16 protein-coding genes and 1 other RNA gene are annotated in these 25,194 nt (G+C 60.8%); 9 read left to right on the top strand and 8 right to left on the bottom strand.

Annotated elements, in window-relative coordinates:
- Window positions 1-241: 241 nt before the first annotated feature.
- Window positions 242-1,591 carry an NCS2 family permease gene (locus E2H86_RS21655; RefSeq protein ID WP_133331562.1) on the bottom strand — a complete coding sequence of 450 codons (1,350 nt, stop codon included), beginning with the start codon at window positions 1,589-1,591 and terminating at the stop codon, window positions 242-244.
- Between the two features lie 353 nt (window positions 1,592-1,944).
- On the opposite strand from E2H86_RS21655, the gene E2H86_RS21650 reads away from it, so the two are divergent.
- Window positions 1,945-2,703 carry a GntR family transcriptional regulator gene (locus tag E2H86_RS21650; RefSeq protein WP_133331561.1) on the top strand — a complete coding sequence of 253 codons (759 nt, stop codon included), beginning with the start codon at window positions 1,945-1,947 and terminating at the stop codon, window positions 2,701-2,703.
- Between the two features lie 142 nt (window positions 2,704-2,845).
- Window positions 2,846-3,544: an aquaporin Z gene (aqpZ, locus tag E2H86_RS21645; protein ID WP_133331560.1), complete on the top strand. Its 699-nt coding sequence runs from the start codon at window positions 2,846-2,848 to the stop codon at window positions 3,542-3,544.
- Here aqpZ and guaD read toward each other — a convergent pair.
- The 4 genes from guaD to xdhA all read right to left on the bottom strand — a co-directional run bounded on the left by guaD (window position 3,535) and on the right by xdhA (window position 9,665).
- Window positions 3,535-4,845, bottom strand: a complete 1,311-nt coding sequence (guaD, locus tag E2H86_RS21640) for a guanine deaminase (RefSeq protein ID WP_133331558.1) — start codon at window positions 4,843-4,845, stop codon at window positions 3,535-3,537. The genes aqpZ and guaD overlap by 10 nt on opposite strands.
- Window positions 4,846-4,855: 10 nt before the next feature.
- Window positions 4,856-5,701, bottom strand: coding sequence for a xanthine dehydrogenase accessory protein XdhC (xdhC, locus tag E2H86_RS21635; protein ID WP_133331556.1), 846 nt, complete (start codon window positions 5,699-5,701; stop codon window positions 4,856-4,858).
- Window positions 5,702-5,818: 117 nt separating this feature from the next.
- A complete protein-coding gene (xdhB, locus tag E2H86_RS21630) occupies window positions 5,819-8,218 on the bottom strand; it encodes a xanthine dehydrogenase molybdopterin binding subunit (protein ID WP_133331554.1) in 2,400 nt (799 codons plus the stop codon).
- Window positions 8,211-9,665 carry a xanthine dehydrogenase small subunit gene (xdhA, locus tag E2H86_RS21625; protein ID WP_133331552.1) on the bottom strand — a complete coding sequence of 485 codons (1,455 nt, stop codon included), beginning with the start codon at window positions 9,663-9,665 and terminating at the stop codon, window positions 8,211-8,213. Before xdhA ends, xdhB begins: the two co-directional genes overlap by 8 nt.
- A gap of 269 nt (window positions 9,666-9,934) precedes the next feature.
- Between xdhA and E2H86_RS21620 the strand changes: the two genes are divergently transcribed.
- The 5 genes from E2H86_RS21620 (at window position 9,935) to ffs (ending at window position 18,077) form a co-directional block, all read left to right on the top strand.
- Complete coding sequence (locus E2H86_RS21620; RefSeq protein WP_133331550.1) at window positions 9,935-10,594, top strand: GntR family transcriptional regulator; 660 nt, start codon at window positions 9,935-9,937, stop codon at window positions 10,592-10,594.
- A gap of 3 nt (window positions 10,595-10,597) precedes the next feature.
- Complete coding sequence (smc, locus tag E2H86_RS21615) at window positions 10,598-14,086, top strand: chromosome segregation protein SMC (RefSeq protein ID WP_133331548.1); 3,489 nt, start codon at window positions 10,598-10,600, stop codon at window positions 14,084-14,086.
- A gap of 203 nt (window positions 14,087-14,289) precedes the next feature.
- The gene (gene zipA, locus E2H86_RS21610; protein WP_133331546.1) at window positions 14,290-15,177 is read left to right on the top strand and encodes a cell division protein ZipA; all 888 of its coding nucleotides are present in this window, start codon (window positions 14,290-14,292) and stop codon (window positions 15,175-15,177) included.
- 130 nt (window positions 15,178-15,307) lie between these two features.
- Entirely contained in the window at window positions 15,308-17,638 is a 2,331-nt protein-coding gene (gene ligA / locus E2H86_RS21605) for an NAD-dependent DNA ligase LigA (protein WP_133331544.1), read from the top strand.
- 342 nt (window positions 17,639-17,980) lie between these two features.
- Window positions 17,981-18,077, top strand: an RNA gene (gene ffs / locus E2H86_RS21595) — signal recognition particle sRNA small type.
- Window positions 18,078-18,211: 134 nt separating this feature from the next.
- Here the strand turns inward: ffs and E2H86_RS21590 are convergent.
- Window positions 18,212-18,895 (bottom strand): hypothetical protein, encoded by a 684-nt coding sequence (locus E2H86_RS21590; RefSeq protein WP_133331542.1) that lies wholly within the window; start codon window positions 18,893-18,895, stop codon window positions 18,212-18,214.
- A 1,010-nt stretch (window positions 18,896-19,905) separates the two neighbouring features.
- Here E2H86_RS21590 and E2H86_RS26520 point away from each other — a divergent pair.
- Window positions 19,906-20,259 (top strand): Rap1a/Tai family immunity protein, encoded by a 354-nt coding sequence (locus E2H86_RS26520; RefSeq protein WP_368773738.1) that lies wholly within the window; start codon window positions 19,906-19,908, stop codon window positions 20,257-20,259.
- Between the two features lie 213 nt (window positions 20,260-20,472).
- On the opposite strand, the gene E2H86_RS21585 is transcribed toward E2H86_RS26520, so the two are convergent.
- Together E2H86_RS21585 and E2H86_RS21580 are read right to left on the bottom strand one after the other, a co-directional pair.
- Complete coding sequence (locus E2H86_RS21585; protein WP_133331540.1) at window positions 20,473-21,084, bottom strand: recombinase family protein; 612 nt, start codon at window positions 21,082-21,084, stop codon at window positions 20,473-20,475.
- 155 nt (window positions 21,085-21,239) lie between these two features.
- Window positions 21,240-22,208 carry a hypothetical protein gene (locus tag E2H86_RS21580; protein ID WP_133331538.1) on the bottom strand — a complete coding sequence of 323 codons (969 nt, stop codon included), beginning with the start codon at window positions 22,206-22,208 and terminating at the stop codon, window positions 21,240-21,242.
- Window positions 22,209-24,131: 1,923 nt separating this feature from the next.
- Here E2H86_RS21580 and E2H86_RS21575 point away from each other — a divergent pair.
- Window positions 24,132-25,193 (top strand): N-acetylmuramidase family protein, encoded by a 1,062-nt coding sequence (locus E2H86_RS21575; protein ID WP_133331536.1) that lies wholly within the window; start codon window positions 24,132-24,134, stop codon window positions 25,191-25,193.
- Window position 25,194 lies beyond the last annotated feature (1 nt).

Below are 25,194 nucleotides of genomic sequence, written 5' to 3'. Positions count from 1 at the left end.
GGTCGCTAGAAGAATCTTCGTAGGTCCTTGGCCCGCTCTCACACTGGCGGGCTTTTTTTCGTCTATGGGTTTTGTGGTGTCTGTGCTGGCCTCTTCGCGGGCAAGCCCGCTCCCACAGGTTCATCGCAGTCCTTCGGTCTGGTGTCATCCTGTGGGAGCGGGCTTGTCCCGCGAAAGAGCCGTTACAGGCAATGGAAACGAACGAAGGGCGCCGAGACGCCCTTCGTGTGTGTGGCTGGGTTCAGAGAAACACGAACTTGGCGATGAAGATCGCGCACAGCACCCACAGGCTGGCGGAGATTTCCTTGTACTTGCCGGTTCCTGCCTTCAGCGCCACATAGCTGATGAAGCCCAGGGCAATGCCGTCGGCCACCGAGAAGGTCAGCGGCATCATGATCACCGTGACGATCGCCGGGATGCTGTCGGTGGCTTCATCCCAGTGAATGTGCGCCATGCTGCCCATCATCAGCATCGCCACATAGATCAGCGCACCGGCAGTCGCGTAGGCGGGGATCATGCCGGCCAGCGGTGCAAAGAACATGGCGGCGATGAACAGGATCCCGACCACCACCGCGGTGAGGCCGGTGCGACCGCCCGCCGCCACACCCGCGGCACTTTCGACATAGCTGGTTACAGGCGGCACACCGACCACGGCACCGAACACGCTCGAGGCACTGTCGGCCTTCAGCGCCCGTGAAAGGTTTTCGATGCGTCCGTCCGGAGCCACCAGGTTGGCGCGCTGCGCTACGCCCATCAGGGTGCCGGCGGTATCGAACATGTGCACGAACAGGAATGCCAGCACCACGCTGATCATGCTGACGTTGAACACGCCGGCCACGTCCATGGCCATCCAGGTCGGCGCCAGGCTCGGCGGCATCGATATGACTCCGCCGAACTTCACCAGCCCCAGGCCCCAGCCGGCCAGGGTCACGCCGATGATGCTGATGAGGATGGCGCCGAACACCCGCTTGTAGCTGAGGATGGCGATCATCAGGAAGCACAGGGCAGCCAGCAGCGGGCCAGGCTCGTGCAGCGAGCCGAGCTTGATCAGCGTGGCCGGGCTGTCGACGATGATGCCCGCGGTTTTCAGGCCGATCAGTCCGAGAAACAATCCGACGCCGGCCCCCATGGCATGGCGCAGGCTGACCGGAATGCTGTTGAGCAGCCACTCGCGCACTTTCGACAAGGTCAGGAACATGAACAGCACGCCGGAGACGAATACCGCCCCCAGCGCCGTTTCCCAGTTGTAGCCCATGGTGCCGACCACGGTATAGGTGAAGAACGCGTTCAGGCCCATGCCCGGCGCCAGGCCTACTGGCCAGTTGGCGTACAGGCCCATGAGCAGGCAGCCCAGCGCTGCGGCGATGCAGGTGGCGACGAAGGCCGCGCCGTGATCGATGCCGGCGTCGGCCATGATGTTGGGGTTGACGAAGATGATGTACGCCATGGTGATGAACGTGGTCACCCCGGCGATCAGTTCGGTGCGTACGGTGCTGCCGTGTTGCTTGAGTTTGAAGATTCGCTCCAGCCAGCTCGTTTCGAGCGGTGGGGAGAGATCCAACGTCGGGGCTTCTGATTTGCGGGTTTCCACAGCGTTACTCCTCAAGTCTTTCTTGTTGTTTTGGAACCATTGGCCTGCGCTACGCACTTGGTGGCTCCACGAGGGAAGGCAGACGCCCGACCGATTTGTTGACTTCTTGGTCAGGAAGTTGCTCGTTGGATTATGCTTTTGTGTACAAAGAATGCAAATAATGTTTTATCTTTTGTTCGCGCAAACCTTGGTACAACGGCTATATAAGTAAAAGGTGGCCTGCAGAAAGGGTTCCGCCTGTGTACAATGGCGCCATACCTTGGTCCTTCATTTTTCATCAGGACTTGCCAACCACCCTCCGACAGGCATTACAGTCGAGGCTGGACTGGCGGATCCTTTGTGCTCGAGAGCCCATGAACGAACAGCTGCAACCTCTGAAGAAACCTGCGCGCACTGGCAAGGCCGGCCGTAGCGGTACCCAGGACGACATCGTCTATGCGCATATTTTCGAGGCCATCCTCGAGCAGCGCCTGGCACCTGGCACCAAGTTGAGCGAGGAAGCGCTGGGCGAGATCTTCGGCGTCAGCCGCACCATCATCCGTCGCGCCCTGTCGCGCTTGGCCCACGAAAGCGTGGTGCTGCTGCGCCCCAATCGCGGCGCGGTGGTGGCCAGCCCAACGGTCGAGGAAGCACGCCAGGTGTTCTTCTCGCGGCGCATGGTCGAACGCGCCATCACCGAACTGGCCGTACAGCACGCCACCCCCGAGCAACTCAACGAGCTGCGCCAGATGGTTCGCGAAGAGCGGGACAGTTTCTCCCGTGGCGATCGAGGCGCGGGCATTCGGCTGTCCGGCGAGTTCCACCTGAAGCTGGCCGAGGCGGCGGGTAACGCTCCGCTGGTGAGCTTCCAGCGCAGCCTGGTGTCGCAGACGTCGTTGATCATCGCCCAGTACGAAAGCGGCAACCGCTCCCATTGCTCGTACGACGAGCACATGCAGTTGATCGACGCCATCGAGGCGCGCGATGCGCAGCAGGCGGTGAGCCTGATGATGCACCACATGGACCACATCGACAGTAAGCTCAATCTCGACGAGGAAAGTGCCTCGGACGATCTGCACGCGGTGTTTTCGCACCTTTTGCAGAAAAAGCCCAAGGTCTCCGCCAAGGGTTGAACGTTTGCCGGCGATGGGGTTCGAAGCGGCCCCTTCGTGTCACTGGTCATCAGCTGAAGGTCTGCTAAATTCTTGTGGGCAAACCTTCATCAAGCAGTTGGGCTTGCGCATTAATTGCGGACAACTACTTGAGGAAGGTTCCATGACCATGTCTCTGGGTACGCGCATGGGTGCCGAACTGATCGGCACCTTCTGGTTGGTTCTCGGTGGTTGCGGCAGCGCAGTGCTGGCAGCCAGCTCCCCGGTCGGCATCGGCGTGCTCGGTGTCGCCTTCGCCTTCGGCCTCACGGTGCTGACCATGGCGTTCGCCATCGGTCATATCTCCGGTTGTCATCTCAATCCTGCCGTGTCGTTCGGGCTGGTAGTGGGTGGGCGCTTCCCGGCCAAGGAACTGCTGCCCTACGTGATCGCCCAGGTGATCGGCGCGGTGCTGGCTGCCGGGGTGATCTACTTCATAGCCAGCGGCAAGGCCGGTTTCGAATTGTCGGCGGGGCTTGCCTCGAACGGCTACGCCGAGCACTCCCCAGGTGGCTACTCGCTGGTCTCCGGCTTCGTGAGCGAGGTGGTGATGACGGCGATGTTCCTGGTGGTGATCATGGGCGCTACCGATACCCGGGCGCCGGCCGGCCTGGCACCGATCGCCATCGGTTTGGCCTTGACCCTGATCCACCTGATCTCGATCCCGGTGACCAACACGTCAGTCAACCCGGCGCGCAGTACCGGGCCGGCCCTGTTCGTCGGTGGCTGGGCGCTGCAGCAGCTATGGCTGTTCTGGCTTGCACCGTTGATTGGCGCCGCGCTTGGCGGCGCCTTGTACCGAGGGTTGGCCCGTCAGCCTTGACGCTGATGTACCTGACGACCGGCGGCGTAGGTTTCACGCACCGTACGGTCGTCGCCCAGGGTGGTCAGCACGAACAGGGTTTCCTCGATGCTGTTGGACTGCTGGATGCGGTAGTCCAACAGCGGCGTAGCCTTGTAGTCCAGCACCACGAAGTCGGCATCGTTACCTGGGCGCAGGCTGCCGATGCGGTCGTCCAGGCGCAGGGCGCGGGCACCGCCGAGGGTGGCCAGGTACAATGACTTGTAAGGATGCAGACGTGCGCCCTGTAGCTGCATGACCTTGTAGGCCTCGTTCAAGGTGTTGAGCAGCGAGAAGCTGGTGCCGGCCCCAACGTCGGTACCCAGGCCCACATTGACCTTGAAACGCTCGGCCTGGGGCAGGTTGAACAGACCGCTGCCGAGGAACAGATTGGACGTGGGGCAGAAGGCCACGGCCGAGCCGGTTTCGGCCAGACGCTGGCATTCTGCGTCGCACAGGTGCACGCCGTGGGCGAACACCGAGCGCTCGCCGAGCAGCTCGTAATGGTCGTAGACGTCCAGGTAACCATTCTGTTTCGGGAACAGGGCCTTGACCCACTCGATCTCCTTGAGGTTCTCGGACAAGTGAGTGTGCAGGTAGAGGTCCGGGTATTCCTTGAGCAATTGGCCGGCCATGGCCAATTGTTCCGGGGTGCTGGTGGGGGCGAATCGTGGGGTCACGGCGTAGTGCAGGCGGCCCTTGCCATGCCAGCGCTCGATCAGCGCCTTGCTCTCGGTGTAGCTGGTTTCGGCGGTGTCGGTCAGGTAGTCGGGGGCGTTGCGGTCCATCATCACCTTGCCGGCGATCATGCGCAGGTCCAGGCGTTCGGCCTCCTCGAACAGGGCATTGACCGACTGCGGATGCACGCTGCCGAACACCAGGGCGGTGGTGGTACCGTTGCGCAGCAGCTCGTTGATGAAGATGGCCGCCACTTTGTCGGCATGGTCCTTGTCGGCAAACTGCTTCTCGCAGGGGAAGGTGTAGGTGTTGAGCCAGTCCAGTAGCTGTTCGCCGTAGGAGCCGATCATCCCGGTCTGTGGGAAATGAATGTGGGTATCGATGAAGCCAGGGGTGATCAGCGCATTCTGGTAATGCACCACCTCGATGTCGGCGTCCAGGGTCGGCAGCAGTTCGCTGGCGGCGCCCAGTGCGCTGATGCGGCCATCGTCGACCACCAGCAGGCCGTCTTCGTAGTACTCATGGGAAGCGTCCAGGCCCACCTCGGCCGGGTCGGCGATGCTGTGCAGGATGGCGGCACGGTAGGCTTTGCGGGTAGCGGTCATAACTCACTCGTCAAATGGCTTGGCTGCGCCGGGAGGGCGGCAGCAACTGGGCAATGGGGCCGGCGTTGGCGCCAGCATCGTGCTGGCCGAAGCAGGCGTTGTAGGTGGCGATGATTTCCCCGGCGATGGACACGGCGATCTCGATCGGCAGCTTGCCCTTGACCTCTGCCAGGCCCATGGGGCATCGCATGCGCGCCATCACGGCATCGTCGTAGCCGCGCTCGCGCAAGCGATGCTCGAACTTGACCCGTTTGGTCTTCGAGCCGATCAGGCCGAACCAGGTGAAATCGTTGCGCTTGAGGATGGCGGCGGTCAGCTCCAGGTCGAGCTGATGGTTATGGGTCATGACGATGCAGTAGCTGCCGGCAGGCAGCTCGGCCACTTCGTCGACCGGGTCGTCGCTGACCACCTGGGTCACCCCCTCGGGAATGAGCGCGGGAAACTCCTGCTCGCGCGAATCGATCCAGCGTACGCGGCAGGGCAGCGCGGCGAGCAAGGGTACCAGAGCGCGCCCCACATGGCCCGCGCCGAACACTGCAATCTGCGCCTGCACCGCGGCCATCGGTTCGAACAGCAGCACGGTCACGCCGCCGCAGCACTGGCCCAGGCTCGCGCCCAGGCTGAAGCGCTCCAGGTGCGGGGTGGTGCGGTGTTCGGCGAGCATCTGCCGGGCGATGTGCAGGGCCTTGTATTCCAGGTGCCCGCCGCCGATGGTATCGAACAGCGCCGTGGCGCTGACGACCATCTTCGAGCCCGCGTTGCGCGGCGTCGAACCGCGTTCCTCGATAATGGTCACCAGGACGCAGGCTTCGCCACGGGATTGGTGGTCGGCGAGGGCGTTGATCCATTGGTGCATGATGCAACCTCTCTAAGTCACGCTGCGGACCCTGTGGGAGCGGGCTTGCCCGCGAAGAGGGCGGTGAGCCCAGCATTGCATTCGCGGGCAAGCCCGCTCCTACAGGGTTCCTCGCTGTCAGTGGGTCACGGTTTCCAGTTCCGGCTCGGCCGGTTGCTGCAGGGCCTGGGCCTTGCGCATCTGCTCACAGCCCCACAACACCCGCTCCGGCGTCGCCGGTGCGTCCACCTGCGGCTGCACGCGGTAATCGGCGATGCTCGCCACGGCATCCTTGATCGCGCACCAGGCAGCGATGCCGAGCATGAACGGCGGCTCGCCCACGGCCTTGGAATGGAACACCGTGTCCTCGGGGTTCTTGCGGTTCTCCACCAGCTTCACCCGCAGGTCCAGCGGCATGTCGGCCACGGCCGGGATCTTGTAGCTGGCCGGGCCATTGGTGACCAGCTTGCCCTTGGCATTCCACACCAACTCCTCGGTGGTCAGCCAGCCCATGCCTTGAATGAAGCCGCCCTCGACCTGGCCAATGTCGATGGCTGGGTTCAGCGAGTCGCCGACGTCGTGGAGGATGTCGGCGCGCAGCATCTTGTACTCGCCGGTCAGGGTATCGACGATCACCTCGACGCAGGCGGCGCCGAAGGCGAAATAGTAGAACGGTCGACCACGCGCCTGGTTGCGGTCGTAGTAGATCTTCGGCGTGCGGTAGAACCCGGTGCTCGACAGCGAGACTTGGGCGAAGTAAGCCAGTTGCACCAACTGCTCGAAGCTGACGATCTGGTCGCGCACCCGCACATGGCCGTTGCGGAACTCGACGTCCTCTTCGGTGACCTGGTAATGCCGGGCGGCGAACTCGGTCAGGCGCCGCTTGAGGATCTCGGCGGCGTTCTGCGCGGCCTTGCCGTTCAGGTCGGCACCACTGGAGGCGGCCGTGGGCGAGGTGTTGGGCACCTTGTCGGTGTTGGTGGCGGTGATCTGGATGCGGCTGAAGTCGACCTGGAACACTTGCGCCACCACTTGTGCGACCTTGGTGTTCAGACCCTGGCCCATCTCGGTGCCGCCGTGGTTGAGGTGGATGCTGCCGTCGGTATAGATGTGGATCAGCGCACCGGCCTGGTTGAGGAAAGTGGCGGTGAACGAGATGCCGAACTTGACGGGCGTCAGCGCCAGGCCTTTCTTCAGCACCGGGCTGTTGGCGTTGAAGCGACGGATCGACTCGCGGCGCTCGGCATAGTCGCAGCTGGCCTCCAGCTCGGCGGTCATCTCTTCGAGCATGTTGTGCTCGACGGTCTGGTAGTAGTGAGTGACGTTGCGCTCGGTCTTGCCGTAGTAGTTGGCCTTGCGCACGGCCAGTGGATCGCGTCCCAGGTGGCGGGCGATATGGTCCATTACCTGCTCGATGGCGACCATCCCCTGGGGTCCACCGAAGCCGCGGTAGGCGGTGTTGGAGGCGGTATTGGTCTTGCAGCGGTGACCGTGCACGGTGGCATCGCCCAAGTAGTAGGCGTTGTCGGAGTGGAACATGGCGCGGTCGACGATCGAACCGGACAGGTCGGGCGAGTAGCCGCAATTGCCGGCCAGGTCCATGTTGATGCCGTGCAGGCGTCCTTCGTCGTCGAAGCCGACGTCGTATTCGACATAGAACGGGTGGCGCTTGCCGGTCATGGTCATGTCTTCGACCCGTGGCAAGCGCATCTTGGTGGGCTGGCCGGTCAGGCGCGCGATCACCGCGCACAGGCAGGCCGGGCTTGCCGCCTGGGTTTCCTTGCCGCCAAAGCCGCCGCCCATGCGGCGCATGTCCAGCACCACCTTGTTCATCGGCACGTCGAGCACTTCGGCGACCAGCTTCTGTACCTCGGTGGGGTTCTGCGTGGAGCAGTAGACGATCATGCCGCCGTCCTCGGTGGGCATCACCGAGGAAATCTGCGTTTCCAGGTAGAAGTGCTCCTGGCCGCCGATGTGCAGGGTGCCTTGCAGGCGGTGCGGCGCACTGGCCAGAGCGCTGGCCGAATCGCCACGCTGGTGGGTGTGGCTGTCGAGCACGAAGTGTTGTTTGCGCAGCGCTTCCACGACGTCCAGCACCGGCTCCAGGTCCTCGTACTCGACGATGGCTGCCATGGCCGCGCGGCGCGCGGTGTCCAGGTCGCGGGCGGCGACTGCGAGCACCGGCTGGCCGAAGAATTCGACCTTGTCGATGGCCAGCAACGGGTCGCCGGCCACCACAGGGCCGATGTCCTTTAGGCCGGGGATGTCTTCGTGGGTGATGGCGATGCGTACGCCCTCGAAGGCATAGCACGGTGTGGTGTCGATACGCAGGATGCGGGCGTGGGCGCGGTCTGCGGTGCGCGCATACACGTGCAACTGGTTGGGGAATTCCAGGCGATCGTCGATGTACACCGCCTCGCCGGCCACGTGCTTGTCGGCACTGTCGTGCTTGAGGCTGCGCCCGACCCCGGTGGCCAGGTCCTGGCTGAACAGTTCGGCCATCTCGGCCTGGCTCTTGGCTGCGTGATGGTTAGACATAAGCGGTCACCCGGGTCTCGATGTGCGGTGTTTGCTGTTCGATGAAGTACTTGCGCAGCAGGTTCTGCGCGGTCAGCAGGCGGTACTCGCAGCTGGCGCGGAAATCGCTGAGCGGGGTGAAGTCCTCGGCCAGGGCCTGGCAGGCGCGTTCGATGCTGGCCTGCGTCCACGGCTTGCCGCGCAGGGCGGCTTCACAGGCACGGGCGCGCTTGGGAATCGCGGCCATGCCGCCGAAGGCGATGCGCACGCCGCTGACCACGCCGTCTTCGATGCTCAGGTTGAAGGCGCCGCACACCGCGGAAATATCGTCATCCAGGCGTTTGGAGACTTTATAGGCGCGGAACGCCCAGTCATTGCTGGCGCGAGGAACGATGATCTTCTCGATGAACTCGCTGTCCTGGCGGGCGGTGATGCGGTAGTCGATGAAGTAGTCTTCCAGCGGCATCGTGCGCTGACGCTCACCCTGGCGCAGGACGATCTGCGCATCCAGGGCGATCAGCAAGGGTGGCGAGTCGCCGATCGGCGAGGCGTTGCCGATGTTGCCACCGAGGGTGCCCTGGTTGCGGATCTGCAGCGAGGCGAAGCGGTGCAGCAGGGCGCCGAAGTCGGGGTATTCGGCGTCGAGTGCGGCATAGCAGTCGGTGAGCGGGGTGGCCGCACCGATCTCCAGGTGGCTGCTGGTCGTTTCGATGCGCTTGAGTTCGGCGATGTGGCCGACGTAGATCATCACCGGCAAGGTCTTGTGCATCTGGGTGACTTCCAGCGCCAGATCGGTACCACCGGCCAGCAGGCGCGCCTCCGGGTGCGAGCTGTATAGCTCGGCCAGGTCGGCGACGGTCAGTGGCACCAGGCAGCGCTTGTCACCGCTGTTGAGCTCGTCGGTCTGGGTCGGGGCGATGGCTTTGAGGCGGCTGATGGTCTGCGCTTGCTGGGCGTCGAATTGGTCCTTGCAGGGCTGGCGGCAGCTCTGTTCGGCTGCGTCGAGGATCGGTCGATAGCCGGTGCAGCGGCACAGGTTGCCGGCCAGGGCTTCCTGGGCGCGGTGCAGGTCATGGCTGTTGCTGTTCTTTTGCAGGGCGAACAGCGACATTACGAAGCCCGGTGTGCAGAAGCCGCATTGCGAGCCATGGCAGTCGGCCATGGCGCGTTGCACGCTGTGCAGTTCACCTTGATGCTTGAGGCCTTCGACGCTGATCAGCTGCTTGCCGTGCAAGGCCGAAACGAAGGTCAGGCACGAGTTCAGGCTGCGGTAGCGCAGGCTGTCCTGGCCCTGTTCGTCCTGGGTCAGTTCGCCCACCACCACGGTGCAGGCACCGCAGTCGCCGCTGGCGCAGCCTTCCTTGGTGCCGGGTTTGCCCAGGTGCTCACGCAAGTACTGCAGCACCGTCATGTTCGGGTCCAGGGCGTGCTCTCGGCGCAGCTCCTGGTTGACGAGAAACTGGATCACGGGGATGGCCTCGCAATGGTTTTATTGTTGTTGAGCGGACTCTAAGCAGAGCTGACGTCTTGGTCAATATTTTTCTGACTCAAAGGTCAAGAAAATGCCCGAGCCCTTGCCCAACGGCCTGTTGCTGTCCCTTTACCAAGCATAGATCGCGCCGTAATCACCCGCTGCGCGCCGGTCGAATAAAGCGCGAAGACCCTCTGCGCGCGTGCTGGCCAAGTGCGCTACAATCGCTCCTTTAGTGCCCAGTCCAATGATTTTGAAGGAAAACCATGACGTTCAAGGCGCCGGACAGCCTCTCCGAGCAGATCGCCGACTACCTGGCCGAGCGGATCATCCGTGGCGAACTCGCGCCCGGTGAGCGCATCCAGGAGTTGAAGGTTACCCAGGCCCTCGACGTCAGCCGTGGCTCGGTGCGCGAGGCGCTGTTGATCCTCGAACGTCGTCATCTGATCGCGATCGTGCCGCGCCGAGGCGCCCATGTGACCGAGCTGAGTGAGCACAAGGTACGCAGCCTCTGCACCTTGATGGGTGAGTTCTACATTCTGCTGGGCAATGCCGTTGCACAAAAATGGCGCCTGGACTCCGATCTGCGCCCCTTCCTGGACATCCAGCAGCGCCTGCAGCACGCCTGTGATCGGCAGGACATAAAAGCCTTCGTCGCCGACAGCTTCGCGGTGATGCGCGCCGCTTATCCGTTCGCCGACAACCCATACCTGCAGGAAACCGTCGAGAACCTGCAACCGGCCATGAGTCGTGCCTATTACCTGGCTCTGGACCAGCGCCAGGCGAACATGGTCGATTACCTGGAACTGTTCGCCCGCCTGCTCGACGCCGTGGTCGCTCGTGACCTGCCGCGCATCCGCGAGGTACTCAGCGCCTACAGCCAGCGCAGTTGCGAACTGGTGCTGGCCGCGCTGGCCCGAGGCTGACCGATGCGCCTGAAGTGCATACGGCTGGCCGGGTTCAAGTCGTTCGTCGACCCGACCACGGTCAATTTTCCCAGCAACATGGCCGCTGTGGTGGGCCCTAACGGTTGCGGAAAGTCCAATATCATCGATGCCGTGCGCTGGGTGATGGGCGAGAGTTCGGCGAAGAACCTGCGCGGCGAGTCGATGACCGACGTCATCTTCAACGGCTCCACCAGCCGCAAGCCCGTCAGCCAGGCGAGCATCGAACTGGTGTTCGACAACAGCGAAACCACCCTGGTCGGTGAGTACGCGGCCTACGCCGAGATCTCGATTCGCCGCAAGGTGACCCGCGACGGGCAGAACACCTACTACCTCAATGGCACCAAGTGCCGGCGCCGGGACATTACCGACATCTTCCTGGGCACCGGACTCGGCCCGCGCAGCTATTCGATCATCGAGCAGGGCATGATCTCCAAGCTGATCGAGGCCAAGCCCGAGGAGCTGCGCAACTTCATCGAGGAAGCGGCGGGCATTTCCAAGTACAAGGAGCGCCGCCGCGAGACCGAGAGTCGCATCCGTCGCACCCAGGAAAACCTGGCGCGCCTGACCGACCTGCGCGAAGAGCTCGAGCGCCAGCTCGAACGCCTGCACCGCCAGGCCCAGGCTGCCGAGAAATACCGCGAGTACAAGGCCCAGGAGCGCCAGCTCAAGGCGCGTCTGTCGGCGTTGCGCTGGCGCGACCTGGACGACCGCGTGCGTCAGCGCGAAGCGGTGATCGGTGATCAGGGCGTCGCCCACGAGGCCTTGGTCGCCGAGCAGCGCAACGCCGATGCCAGCATCGAACGGCTGCGCGACGGCCACCACGAATTGTCCGAGCGCTTCAATCAGGTCCAGGGCCGCTTCTATTCGGTGGCCGGTGACATCGCCCGGGTCGAACAGAGCATCCAGCACGGCCAGCAGCGCTTGCGCCAGTTGCAGGACGATTTCAAGGAGGCCGAGCGCACGCGCCTGGAGACCGAATCGCACCTCGGTCATGACCGCACCTTGTTGGCCACCCTGGGCGAAGAGCTGCAGATGCTCGAGCCCGAGCAAGAGTTGACCCTGGCTGCCGCCGAAGAAGCCGCAGCCACCCTTGAAGAAGCCGAGCAGGGCATGCACGGCTGGCAGGAGCAGTGGGACGCCTTCAATAGCCGCTCCGCTGAGCCGCGGCGCCAGGCCGAAGTGCAGCAGTCGCGCCTGCAGCAGTTGGAGGCCAGCCTGGAACGCCTGGCCGAGCGCCAGCGCAAGCTCGCTGAAGAACAGGAGCAGATGGGCGCCGATCCGCAGGATGCCGCCATGCTCGAACTGGCCGAGCAGTTGGCCAGCAGCGAGTTGGCGCTCGAAGCGTTGCAGGTGTCCGAAGAACAGGTGGTCGAACGTCTGGAGGCGCTGCGTGAACAATTGCAGCAGGCCACCCGCGCCCAGCAGCAGGCTCAGGGCGAGGTCCAGCGCCTAGGTGGGCGCCTGGCTTCGCTGGAGGCCTTGCAGCAGGCAGCCCTGGAACCTGCCGCAGGCGCTGGTGACTGGCTGCGTGACCAAGGCCTGGCGCAGCGTCCGCGTCTGGCCGAGGGGCTACGGGTCGAGCCGGGTTGGGAACTGGCCGTGGAAACAGTGCTCGGTGCGGATCTGCAGGCGGTGTTGGTAGACGGGTTCAGCCGCCTCGATTTCACCGAGCTGCAGCAGGGCGAGTTGCGCCTGCTGCTGGCCCAAGGCGAGGGGCCGCGCCAGCCGGGCAGCCTGCTCGACAAAGTCGAGGGGCGTACCGACCTCGCGCCCTGGTTGGCCCAGGTCCGGCCCGTCGAGAATCTGGCCCAGGCATTGGACCTGCGTGAATCGCTGGTCGAGGGTCAGAGCCTGGTCAGTCGCGATGGCTACTGGGTAGGTCGGCACTTCTTGCGCGTCAGCCGTGGTGGCGATGCAGAGGGTGGGGTATTGGCCCGTGGCCAGGAGATCGAGCGCCTGAGCCAGGAACAGCGTGAGCAGGAGGCCGCGCTGGCGCAACTGGAGGCGCAGTTGCAAACCCTGCGCGATCAGCAGCTCGACCTGGAAGAACAGCGTGAGCAACTGCGCCGCCGTACCCAGGAGGAGGGGCGTCAGCATGGTGAACTCAAGGCCGGCCTGTCAGCTGCCCAGGCCCGTGCCGAACAGCTCCAGTTGCGCCTGCGCCGTCTCCAGGAAGAACAGCACGAGCTCCAGGAGCAGCGCGCGCTGGAGCACGAACAACTGGGCGAGTCACGCCTGCTGCTGCAGGAAGCCTTGGACCTGATGGCTCAGGACACCGAGCAGCGTGAACAATTGATGGCGCGCCGCGATTCCTTGCGCGAGAGCCTCGACCGCGTGCGCCAGGAAGCCCGCCAGCACAAGGATCATGCCCATCAGTTGGCCGTGCGCCTGGGTTCGTTGCGTGCCCAGCATGATTCCACCCGCCAGGCCCTCGAGCGCCTGGAACAGCAAGCCGCACGCCTGACCGAGCGCCAGGAGCAGTTGAGTCTGAACCTGGAGGAGGGCGAGGCGCCGCTGGAGGAGCTGCGCATGAAGCTCGAAGCCCTGCTGGAGCAGCGCATGGGCGTCGATGAGGAAATGCGCCAGGCCCGCCTGCACATGGATGAAGCCGACCGCGCCTTGCGCGATGCCGAACGCCGCCGCACCCAGGCCGAACAGCAGGCCCAGTTGCTGCGCGGTCAGTTGGAGCAGATGCGCCTGGAGTGCCAGGGCCTGGACGTGCGCCGCAAGACCCTGCAGGAGCAACTGCTGGCCGACGGCTACGACCTGCAAGGAGTGCTCGCCACCCTGGAAGCCGAAGCCAGCGAGCAGGGTACAGAGCAAGAGTTGGAACAGATTGAGGCGCGGATTCAGCGCCTGGGGGCAATCAACCTCGCCGCTATCGAAGAGTACGAGCAGCAGTCCGAGCGCAAGCGCTACCTCGATGCCCAGGACGCCGATCTGGTCGAGGCGCTGGAGACCCTGGAAAACGTCATCCGCAAGATCGACAAGGAAACCCGCAACCGCTTCAAGGATACCTTTGATCAGATAAATGCCGGATTACAGGCACTTTTTCCAAAAGTTTTCGGTGGCGGCAGCGCTTACCTGGAACTGACGGGCGAAGATCTACTCGATACAGGGGTGACGATCATGGCGCGTCCGCCGGGCAAGAAGAACAGCACGATCCATCTGCTGTCCGGCGGCGAGAAAGCACTGACCGCATTGGCGCTGGTGTTTGCCATCTTCAAATTGAACCCCGCACCGTTCTGCATGCTCGACGAGGTCGATGCCCCGCTGGACGATGCCAACGTCGGGCGCTACGCCCGCCTGGTCAAGGAAATGAGTGAAAGTGTGCAATTCATTTACATCACCCATAACAAGATCGCCATGGAAATGGCGGATCAATTGATGGGGGTGACCATGCATGAGCCTGGCTGCTCACGTCTTGTGGCCGTGGATGTGGAGGAGGCGTTGGCCATGGTCGACGCCTGAGGCGAGTACTTGTGCACAATTGTGCAGGGAAATGCCCCGCCACGAGCGACAGACGGTGTAAAGTTGTCTTTGGTCGTGCTAGCTTAATGTCACTCGTTTTTTGCGTGGGTAAAACGCCTGTCAGAACATAGAGTTGGCGCCACGTGTTAAAGGGCTTTGAACCCTTTGTTTTCAAGCATATTTTTATAGAGGCACGGGATTACATGGAAATCGGTCTGCGCGAGTGGCTGATCGTCATCGGCATCATTGTCATCGCCGGTATTCTTTTCGACGGCTGGCGCCGTATGCGCGGCGGTAAAGGCAAGCTGAAATTCCGCCTGGATCGCAGCTACTCCAACCTGCCTGACGACGAAGGCAGTGCGGAGGTGCTGGGCCCAGCCCGGGTACTGGAAACCCACAAAGAACCCGAACTCGACGAAAGCGACCTGCCTTCGATGAGTGCCCCGACGCGTGAACGCGAACGCGAGCGCGAACCCAAGCCTGCCAAGGCGAGCAAACGTAGCAAGCGTGCCGCCGATGCGTCCCAGGGCGACTTGAACCTGGCTGCCGAACCCCGCGAGCCGGATCTGTTCGCCGACAGCGAAGAAGACTTCGCTGCCGACAACAACCGCCACAATGGTTTCGCCGCCTCTGGCAATGCCGCCAAGGAGCTGCCCCCGGTCGAGGAAGTGCTGGTGATCAGCGTGATTTCCCGCGACGAAGGCGGCTTCAAAGGTCCGGCGCTGCTGCAGAACATTCTCGAGAGCGGCCTGCGCTTCGGTGAGATGGACATCTTCCACCGCCACGAAAGCATGGCCGGTCACGGTGAGGTGCTGTTCTCCATGGCCAACGCGGTCAAGCCGGGCATCTTCGACCTGGACGACATCGACCATTTCAGCACCCGTGCGGTGAGCTTCTTCCTGGGGCTGCCAGGCCCACGTCATCCGAAGCAGGCCTTCGATGTGATGGTGGCTGCGGCGCGCAAGTTGGCCCATGAACTCGACGGCGAGCTCAAGGATGACCAGCGCAGCGTGTTGACCGCGCAGACCATCGAGCACTACCGCCAGCGCATCGTCGAGTTCGAGCGTCGGGCACTGACTCAGAAGCGCTGATAGATCCAGACGAAGAGCAGCCTGGGGGCGTGCTGGTCGGTTCGGGGCTGTGGTTGTCTGTAACCGCCCCTTCGAACCCCAGCCACCATCCCCCAGGCTGCTCTTTTGCTTTGCAAGAGACCCTGAAAACATGAACGCCGAATCCCGAATCCACGAACTGCGTGCCGAGCTCGACCAGCACAACTATCGCTACTACGTGCTCGACGAGCCCAGCGTGCCCGACGCCGAATACGATCGGTTGTTCAACGAGCTCAAAGCGCTGGAGGCCGAGCATCCGCACCTGATCACCCCGGACTCGCCCACCCAGCGCGTGGGCGGCGCCGCCCTGGCCGCATTCAGCCAGGTGCGTCACGAAGTCCCCATGCTCAGCCTCGGCAACGCCTTCGAGGAGGCCGACCTGCGCGAGTTCGGTCGCCGCGTGGTCGAAGGCCTCGATCAGCCTGGTGCGGTCGATTTCAGCTGCGAGCCCAAGCTCGATGGCCTGGCGGTCAGCCTGCTGTACCGTGATGGCCTGTTGGTGCAGGGCGCCACCCGTGGCGACGGCACCACCGGCGAGGACATCAGCGCCAACGTGCGCACCGTGCGTAACATCCCGCTCAAGCTGCACGGTGAAGGCTGGCCGGCGGTGCTGGAAGTGCGCGGCGAAGTGTTCATGAGCAAGGCCGGCTTCGACCGGCTGAACGCCGCCCAGGCCGAAGCCGGTGGCAAGACCTTCGCCAACCCGCGCAACGCCGCCGCCGGCAGCCTGCGCCAACTGGATTCGAAGATCACCGCCAGCCGCCCACTGGAGTTCTGCTGCTATGGCGTGGGCCAGGTGTCCGCAGCCATTGGCGACAGTCATATCGAAATCCTCGAGCAGCTCAAGGCCTGGGGCCTGCCCATCAGCCGCGAGCTCAAGCATGCTGCCGGCATCGAGCAGTGCCTGGAGTACTACCGCGATATTGGCGAGCGGCGTAACAGCCTGCCCTACGAAATCGATGGCGTGGTGTTCAAGGTCAACAGCCTGGCTGCCCAGCGCGAGCTGGGCTTCCGTGCCCGTGAGCCGCGCTGGGCGATCGCCCACAAGTTCCCGGCCATGGAAGAGCTCACCGAAGTGCTGGACGTCGAGTTCCAGGTCGGGCGCACCGGTGCGGTGACTCCGGTAGCCCGTCTCAAGCCGGTCAAAGTGGCCGGCGTGACCGTGTCCAACGCCACCCTGCACAACATGGACGAGATCGCCCGGTTGGGCCTGCGCATCGGCGACACGGTGATCATTCGCCGCGCTGGCGACGTGATCCCGCAGGTCATGCAAGTGGTGCTCGAACGCCGTCCGGAGCATGCCCGTCCGGTCCAGGTGCCAAGCGAGTGCCCGGTATGTGGATCGCAGGTCGAGCGCACTCAGTTGGTCAAGCGCAGCAAGGGTAAGGAAACCACCAGCGAAGGTGCGGTGTATCGCTGTGTCGGTCGTCTGGCCTGTGGTGCGCAGCTCAAGCAGGCGATCATTCACTACGTGTCGCGGCGTGCCATGGACATCGACGGTCTGGGTGAGAAAAGTGTCGAGCAGTTGGTGGACGAAGGCCTGATCGGCTCGCCCGCAGACCTCTACAAGCTCGAGTTCGAGCAGGTGGTCGGCCTCGAGGGTTTCGCCGAGGTGTCCAGCCGCAAGCTGCTCGATGCCATCGAAGCCAGCAAGCGCCCGACCCTGGCCCGCTTCATCTATGCCCTCGGCATCCCCGATGTGGGAGAAGAGACCGCCAAGGTTCTGGCCCGCTCGCTGGGCAGTCTGGCGCGGGTGCAGGTGGCCTTGCCCCAGGTGCTCACCTATCTGCCGGACATCGGCCTGGAAGTGGCCTATGAGATCCACAACTTCTTCGAGGACGACCACAACCGCAAGGTCATCGAGCAGTTGTTGGCCAGTGGCATGCAATTGCAGGACGAAGGCGACTTGGCGGCCGAGTTCGCCGCCAGCACCACCCTTGCCGGCATGATCGCCAAGCTCGACATCGCCTCGGTCGGTCCGACGGGTGCGGAAAAACTGGTGGCCAAACTCGACAGCCTGGACAAGATCATCGCCGCCGACGGCATCGACCTGCGCCAGGCGTTGGCCGCCAAGCAGGCCGAAGCCGTGCGTGAATTCTTCAAGGATGAGGCCAACCAGCGATTGGCGCGAGCGATCGAAGCCCAACTGCTGGACTTTGGCATGCACTGGAGCAGCGAGAAGAAAACCGCCGAAGGCCTGCCGTTGGTTGGTCAGACCTGGGTGCTGACTGGCACCTTGGAGCGCATGAGCCGCGATATCGCCAAGGAGAAGCTGGAAAGCCTGGGGGCCAAGGTGGCGGGCTCGGTCTCGGGCAAGACCCACTGCGTGGTCGCCGGTCCTGGCGCCGGTTCCAAGCTGGCCAAGGCCAGCGAGCTAGGGGTCAAGGTACTGGATGAGGATGCCTTCGTCGCGTTCCTGGCGGAGCAGGGTATCTCGGTCTGAGTGGCTTCAGATCAATGGCCAAGCGGCATCAAGGGATGCCCAACCGTTCATGCTGCAGGAAAGGTCGTCAGGCTTTGGTAGCAGTGAAGATCCTGTAGGAGCGGGCTTGCCCGCGAAGCGGACACCTCGGTCCATGGCACCGGCCTTGCCGGTGATCGCGTGCAGACCCGCTCAGGGCGGCAAGAGAGTTGCTCCCCAAGGACCGGATGACGCCCGGCATGGGTGCAATCCAGACAAGTCATTGAGAAACGATGATTTTTTCTGGCCGCAGCGGTTGTATCTTCGCCCCAGAACGGTACAATGGCGCGGCTCGCTGCTTAGTGAGCCGCGTAGTGGTGGCCCCATCGGTCCCCCCGCATTGATTACCCGTTAACCTGGTCAGGCCCGGAAGGGAGCAGCCATAGCGGGAACATCGAGTGCCGGGGTGTGGCTGGTGGGGCCGCCTCCATTACGCAATTCCTTGAATTCTCAAGGATTTCTCGCTCAAAAATCTCGAAGTGTGACAGCGTTTAGGTACATCTGAGTGGTGCACCATGAGCGGTATCATATCTGTGGAGAGCTTGTTTCCCAAGCTCAGTCTCTACTTGGATTGTTCAGAAACGCCTCATTGAGCGCCCTGCCACAAAGAACTAGAGCGTTTTGAAGCTCTACGGTGCCCTCTAGCACCTCGCGAACCCAGTACTCTTGGTAGGGCTTACCTTTGTGTTGGAAGCTGCGAACCTTCCCTCCTCGATTTTCATTTACAAACGAAATGGAGGCGCTGTGGGTGATCAGTTGCCGATGCTTCACTGTATTCATGAATGCGTTCGCATATGTGAACCACTCCGATGATACAGCCGCGCTTAGTTCGGTTTTTAGCTGTCCAGTTGGGAGTGCTCTCGCTACGTCATGAACGTAGAAGTTACCCTTGAGGGGTGTGGCTATCGCGAGAATATTAACTAGTTGACCAAAGCTGTCATATGAGTTTCGAGTGGTGCTGATGCAGGCGATAAGATTGGCTTCGCTTTCGAGTTTTGCCTCATAAAGAGCTTCTTGGTTTTCGTTCAAGTCAAAAAGCTGTCTAGCGAACTCAATTCCGTGAGGGTCGTTTTTCACGTCGAACACTTGGAACGCGTCACGAGCAAGGCACTTGTGATAATCAAAAATTTCACATGAGCGCCCAATGGAGCTGATGATTTCGATAGCCTCTTTGGTGTCGTGCAGCTCAGCCCTTATCACACCATCTCTCAGTTCTTTAAGACTCCATGCGGTGGACATTTCTTTCCTCCGGTTTAAAGATTGCTGGGCATCAAACGCTCAGGTGTCACAGTAGGGGCTGGAATACATGCTACCGATAGCACCGAGTGTTTCGCTTGGATGCTCTCAGAGATACACCTGATTGATCGGGGGTTGGCTTGCATGGAAGCCTGTAGCTGCGAAGCTACGGGTGCGGAGACATCTACCGTGTGCCAGCTCCAGAATCCAACCCCGACGGCACATAGGGCGTAGAGCATTGGGAAGAGGTGCTCTGTAAACCACGGAGCCAGGAACACGACTTTAATGCACGAACTCACCCGAGAGTAGTTAACCACTACCCTGTGGGGCGTAACAACTGTACCAGATCCCGTGCTTGAGAGGAGCCGATCTTTTTCGATCCACGTATAGGGCAAACTGAAATCGACCTTCATCTCAGGGCGTAGGCTCGGGAAGAAACCGTGAGCTTCGTATCTTTCCTTATGCCGTGAGCCGCTAGCCTTAACCTTAAATTTTGTCACACCATCAACAGAGTGATCCGTTCTGAAGTGTTCCCAGGCATGAGCGTAAAGCTTCCTCCTGTAAACCAGCTTCGTCACCCTACAAAACGTAGAGTCGAAGAATTCCTCAAAGCTCTTACCGGGCTTACGCCAATCCGGAGGAAGATGTTGGATGTAACGGCAGAAGAAATAGAGGTTCGCTGCGGCTAGCACAAACCAGAGGTTATGGGTGTTAGCGGTGAACTTGATGGAGTTGCCTAGCAGCGAAAGGGTGCTCATCTCTGCTTCGAAATACCACAGCACAAGCAGCATGGTGGAAAATACCATCAGGAAGCTACGTGCCTTCTTAAAACTCCCTTCATCAAAATCCGATCCCATACCCTACGCAGCCCTTAGCATCTGGAAGGCGCCCATAGTAGCACTTGGCCTACCGTGGGCGGTGTCCTTTCCCATATCAGCAAAACGACGTTACCCCAGGCTTACGCAGTATCCAGTATGATGGCTTTAAGCCACTGAATACGGAGAGAGGGTTGCATGAAGGCAGGAGCGGTAGCGGCTGTACTAGTTGCGGTACTTATGAGCGGTGAAGCGACAGCGGCACACAATGACGGAACCATTCTCCTACAGACGTGTAAGGCTCACCTTGCCGGCAAGCTCACATTCGACACGGGAGTCTGCTTGGGGTCCATGGCAACCATAGGCGATCTGATAGGGGCAATTAACCTCATGGTGGGACCGTCGCACAGGATATGCCCCCCACCAGAGGCCACCATTGACCACTTGGTGAGGGTCACGGTCGAATACCTTGAAGACCATCCTGATAAGCTGAATCGGAACGCCACCAACCTTACTGTCATGGCGCTCCAGACTTCGTTTCCTTGCAAGTGACCTGCCCGCCGCTGACAGCGGAGTGTATGGGGTGAGGGGCTATTCGTACGCAGTCAGGAAAAATAACCCTGAGCTGCCTGCGCTAGGATCAGTCGGTTCTACCCGAATGTCTTAGCGGCCCCCTCTCCGGGCCAGCGGGAACGCTAGGATTCTATAAATAACTTGGAAGGGCCTAGCACCGCCTGAGAGGCGGGCCTGTGGGCTCTCCAGACGCTACATCTTAGCCACTCGCTGCACCGTACTCAGGGCACAACCTACAGTGGTGGCTGTCTTGCGGAGACTCATGCCAGAGGACAGGGCATGCTTGATGCGAGCATGAAGATCCTCATCAGCTTGCCTGCCTTTATACACACCCATTTCCTTGGCTTTAGCGATGCTTTGGCTCTGACGGCGGCGACGATCTTCGTAATCTTTACGAGCTACTACAGCCAGTATATCCAGCAACATGCCATTGACCGCTGCAATCATCCCTTTAGTGAAGTCATCCATGCCGGCAGCCGGTTTCAGAACTGCATGACTGGTGGCCAGATCGAGCGATACCACAACCACCCTCTTAGCTGCGATGATGGCTTTTAAACTTGCCCAGTCATCTGGCGAGAGGCGAGACAACCTGTCCACTTGCTCAATAAGTATGCAATCCCCTTCGTGGCTGTCCTCTAGCAGCCTGAATAGCTCAGGACGATCAAGCTTGGTGCCCGACTCATTCTCAACGTAGAAAGCTGCGATCTTCTGTCCATGCTCACTGGCGAAGTCAATCAGCGACTGCTTAGCACGGGTTGCATCCTGCTTGCCGGTGGATGCACGGAGGTAGGCCCGAATGAACATGGTGATAATCCTGTATCGTTTTGGGTGTACCGATTATGTGTGTACCGATTTGATTGGTCAATAGATCTTATATAGGTACATGCGGATACCTGAATCACCGTACCGGCTGATCTATACCCAAATCGGTCGAGGCTCCTCAGTCTCACTCTCTCAGCTTACCCGGTGGCGCGATCATGCAGCTCAAGGCTATGTATCATCCGGGTGTTGATTGGCGATTTGACATATGTGGTATCAGCCCTTCCGAGGATGGCGATTAGAAGTCGGCATACCAGTGCCTGCATTTGCAGGGTGACATTCGTAGGATCTCCATCAGGCTTGTTGCCACCGTAAATTGAGAATCCTAAAGGTTCATCGAAGAATAGGGCTTCGTGCATGGTATCGTTACGGACGGTTGATAGAGACGAAGCTCCTGCTTGACTCATTGCCCATTCGGGTATGGGGATGGCGAATTTTTCACACATCCATTGGATCCGCCGCGCATGAGGCACGTGTAGCTTGGTTTCCTCCTTGACGTCGAGAAGCTTGAAACAGCCATCTAATGCCATGTAGAGGTACTGAAACCGTTCAAAAGGAAGGTTCTGAGGATATTGTGCCAAGAACAAAGCATGAATGACTGCGGCGATTCGCTTAGGGGTACGAGGCGCATCGCGTTCCCGCTCTAAGAAATTGAGTGCCAAATGCACAGCATCGATCAGGTTGCAGCGGTAAAGAGCGAAGTCAACGAGCTTGTGTGGCTTAACGGGAGTCGCATCAAGAAAGCCTGCCTCTGTAGCCGTCAGGCGCATGCCAGTGAATAAGGATAGGCACCAGACTACAAAGTCGAGGTCGTATTGGTTCTCGCTTTTGCTGAGGGTTAAGACATGAGTCTTGGGCAGCCCGAAGACGCGACTGCTATAGGGCATTGGTCGGAGAGTACTGCTTACGAAGTCCAATCGCTTTTGTGGTCCCGGGTAGAGCCAGCCGTCGATGACGTTTGCATCTTCAACGATAGAGGAAACGGTTTCCTCATGGTTGGGAAGCGTTCGGATGGAGAACTGTTCACTCTCGATATCGCAACAGATCGGGTAAAAGCCGAATTCTGTGGCGATTCCGCTGGTTGATGCGTGGACCAGTTTTTCAGTCATGGGTCGGATCGCTCATGGGGCTGAGCCCAGTGTAGCGTCAATCCAAGTGACTACAGGCCTTCAAGCAGCTCAGACAGGGACAGGCCAAGGCCGTCAACCCTTGTGCCATAAGGCTTGCAACGATTACCCTGCATGCCTGAATGCTACCCGGTCAGGCCCGGAAGGGAGCAGCCATAGCGGGAACATCGAGTGCCGGGGTGTGGCTGGTGGGGCCGCCTCCATTTCCGGTCCTCGAAAAATCGAGGCTGTCCTGGTTCTACCCCGCTTTATTGCCCTTTCTGTATTCTGAATAGGTGCCTGGGTTGGCCCTACCGCTACGGTATGTCCTCAAGGCAAATCAGCCCCCACAGGTGCGGCCCACCAGTCTGTCAGAATCGCCGCCCTTGCAGAATTACTGACCTCCCTACGATAAACCCAGCCCAGGCGAAACAAGTTGCGCGTCAGTGCAACAGTTGGGTATTCGCCGCATGAGCAATCTGGGTTTGTTCGAATGTGCACTTTGGATGGAGATAGCTGGAGGGTGGGTCAGGCTTGATCTTGTTCATGGTGTAGCCCCAGTTTTTTTCGAAAAGGATCTACCGATCCGCTCCTTCTCACGGGAGCAGGGTGGCAGCCAAGTGTGGGGTGAGAACCGGTAAACATGGGAAAGCCGGCCAGACCAAGGTCTGCCCACACAGGGCCGCCATTACTGGCTGCTGTCATGTTTACGGAGTTCTCACACTCCATCGTCCGAAAACGACTCGGGAACGTTATCTTTCCGGGCCATCGCATGACAACTTCAAGACGTCGATGTGGTTTGTAGGATACTTCCTTAGCTATGACTCATGCACGATCAAGCCCTAGATTCAGAAAACCCTGACATTCACCCCAAGGGCCCCCACCTACTAACAATGCCTGCTTCACAAGCCCGAGTCCCCGCGCTGGACGACCCCATCCCCCCGTTAGTTTCCGGCGCCACATGTTTCAGAATGTGACATGGCTAGGGAGCGACATCAGATCGATATCGCTGAGTTGATCGACAAGGACGTGCGCAATGGAAGACCTACGAGGGTTGCCGAGCCTCATCGTGGCCTCGGTGGGGACCCCAGGCAAGGCGCGAAACCTGCCTGCCGAGAGAAATGGGGACGAGAAATGCGAGAAATGGGGACAGATTTATTTTTCGCTGTATCCTGAATAGGTGCCTGGGTTGGCCCTACCGCTACGGTATGTCCTCAAGGCAAATCAGCCCCCCACAGGTGCGGCCCACCAGTCTGTCAGAGTCGCCGCCCTTGCAGAATTACTGACCTCCCTACGATAGACCCAGCCCAGGCGGAACAAGTTGCCTCAGTGCAACAACTTCGTATCTGCTGGAATGGAGATCTGACTGTTCCCAAGCGTTTGCCTGAGATGTTGATGGGTGTGGGGTGGGTCGGGAGCAATCTTTTTCATGGTGTAACTCCTATGTCTACCCAGGAGCTACCACTGTTCTCCCTCTCACAGGATAGGGCGGCAGCCATGCGTGGGGTGAGAGACCGGTAGACACAGGAAAACCCGGCCAGGCTTGAGCCTGCCCACGCACGACTGCCATAGCAGAACGGCTCATGGTCTAACTCGTCAGGCTCTCACACCCGGTCATCAACGCGACGACCCGGTGACGTTAAGGCTGGAGCGGTTTTCAGACAATATAAGCGCTTCTGATAGGCGAGTAGGATAAGTCGCTAGGAAGGGACCGATGAAGAGCGATTCGGCAGATTCAGAAAACCCTGACATTCACCCCAAGGGTCCCCACCCACTAACAATGCCTGCTTCACAAGTCCGAGTTCCCGCGCTGGACAACCCGCACCCCCCTTGTTAGTTTCCGACGCCACATGTTTCAGAATGTGACCGTGGCTAGACAGCGACATCAGATCGATATCGCTGAGTTGATCGACAAGGACGTGTGCAATGAAAGACCTGCAAGGGTTGCCGAGCCTCATCGTGGCCTCGGTGGGGGCCCCAGGCAAGGCGCGAAACCTGCCTGCCGATGTTCAATGCATCCAGTATCTGTTCAACCTGATCACGCCTAGGCTGGGGATGCCGCTGCCTGAAAATGGCCGTACCGACAGCCGATTGGTGCAATGCATCAGCCAGTATCAATTTCGCCACCTGAGGTACGCGCACCCGGACGGGGTGGTGGACCCGGGTGGGCGAACCTTCAACAGCCTGATCGAAGAAGCGATCCGAGTGCCGGTCAAGCTGCACCCCACGCTGCGCCTGCCGACCTTCACCAATGCCCTGGGTAGCGTCTATGGCAGCAGCAATGGCCCCGACATGATCCAGGCCACGGTCAATCACTATCTGGCGCGGGCACGGGCGATCATCGAGGCGCAACGACGCAATCGGCAGATGGTGCTGCAAGCCACCTGTGACGGCGGCACGACGTTGAGCGACAGCGACTTCGAGAACGCCGCCAGCCAGCTTGGCCATGGCATCACCGCCAACCTGGTCAAGGCCTTCGCCACGGTCGAGTCGGGCGGACGCTCCGGCTTCGGGCCGGCCAACCTGCCGGTGATCGCCTTCGAGGGACATATCTTTCGCCGCTACACGCGGCACAAGTACGACCGAACCCATCCCTTGCTTTCCTATCCCTACAAAAAGAAAGCCGGACCGCAATGGCAAGCCAACAACAAGGATCAGGCCAAGGCGTGGGAAACCCTGGCCACCGCGTTCGCTCTGGATCAGGAGGCAGCCTTAAAGTCGGCATCCTGGGGAATGTTCCAGATCATGGGGTTCAACTTTGCCGATTGCGGTTACAAGCATGTGTTCGACTTCGTCACTGCAATGAAGCTCAACGCCGGTCAGCAACTCAAGGCCTTCCTCGGCTTTTGCAGCAAGAACCCGGCGTTCATCAAGGCGGCGACCAACAAGGACTATGCGGGCATGGCGCGCAGTTACAACGGCGACGACTACGGCGACTATGACGTCAGAATCAAACGCGCCTATGAAGCGCTCGAAGGGAAGAAATGAC

Source organism: Pseudomonas putida (assembly GCF_004357765.1).
GTDB classification, from domain to species: Bacteria; Pseudomonadota; Gammaproteobacteria; order Pseudomonadales; family Pseudomonadaceae; genus Aquipseudomonas; species Aquipseudomonas putida_U.
The sequence above is the reverse complement of the archived record's forward strand: the minus strand, read 5'-3'. Positions and strand labels throughout refer to the sequence as shown.

Excerpts from the sequence above, each read along its gene's own strand:
- E2H86_RS21650 (WP_133331561.1), top strand. The coding sequence starts at position 1,945 with ATGAACGAACAGCTGCAACCTCTGAAGAAACCTGCGCGCACTGGCAAG.
- aqpZ (WP_133331560.1), top strand. The coding sequence starts at position 2,846 with ATGACCATGTCTCTGGGTACGCGCATGGGTGCCGAACTGATCGGCACC.
- guaD (WP_133331558.1), bottom strand. The coding sequence starts at position 4,845 with ATGACCGCTACCCGCAAAGCCTACCGTGCCGCCATCCTGCACAGCATC.
- xdhC (WP_133331556.1), bottom strand. The coding sequence starts at position 5,701 with ATGCACCAATGGATCAACGCCCTCGCCGACCACCAATCCCGTGGCGAA.
- xdhB (WP_133331554.1), bottom strand. The coding sequence starts at position 8,218 with ATGTCTAACCATCACGCAGCCAAGAGCCAGGCCGAGATGGCCGAACTG.
- E2H86_RS21620 (WP_133331550.1), top strand. The coding sequence starts at position 9,935 with ATGACGTTCAAGGCGCCGGACAGCCTCTCCGAGCAGATCGCCGACTAC.
- smc (WP_133331548.1), top strand. The coding sequence starts at position 10,598 with ATGCGCCTGAAGTGCATACGGCTGGCCGGGTTCAAGTCGTTCGTCGAC.
- zipA (WP_133331546.1), top strand. The coding sequence starts at position 14,290 with ATGGAAATCGGTCTGCGCGAGTGGCTGATCGTCATCGGCATCATTGTC.
- ligA (WP_133331544.1), top strand. The coding sequence starts at position 15,308 with ATGAACGCCGAATCCCGAATCCACGAACTGCGTGCCGAGCTCGACCAG.
- E2H86_RS21590 (WP_133331542.1), bottom strand. The coding sequence starts at position 18,895 with ATGTCCACCGCATGGAGTCTTAAAGAACTGAGAGATGGTGTGATAAGG.
- E2H86_RS26520 (WP_368773738.1), top strand. The coding sequence starts at position 19,906 with ATGAAGGCAGGAGCGGTAGCGGCTGTACTAGTTGCGGTACTTATGAGC.
- E2H86_RS21585 (WP_133331540.1), bottom strand. The coding sequence starts at position 21,084 with ATGTTCATTCGGGCCTACCTCCGTGCATCCACCGGCAAGCAGGATGCA.
- E2H86_RS21580 (WP_133331538.1), bottom strand. The coding sequence starts at position 22,208 with ATGACTGAAAAACTGGTCCACGCATCAACCAGCGGAATCGCCACAGAA.
- E2H86_RS21575 (WP_133331536.1), top strand. The coding sequence starts at position 24,132 with ATGAAAGACCTGCAAGGGTTGCCGAGCCTCATCGTGGCCTCGGTGGGG.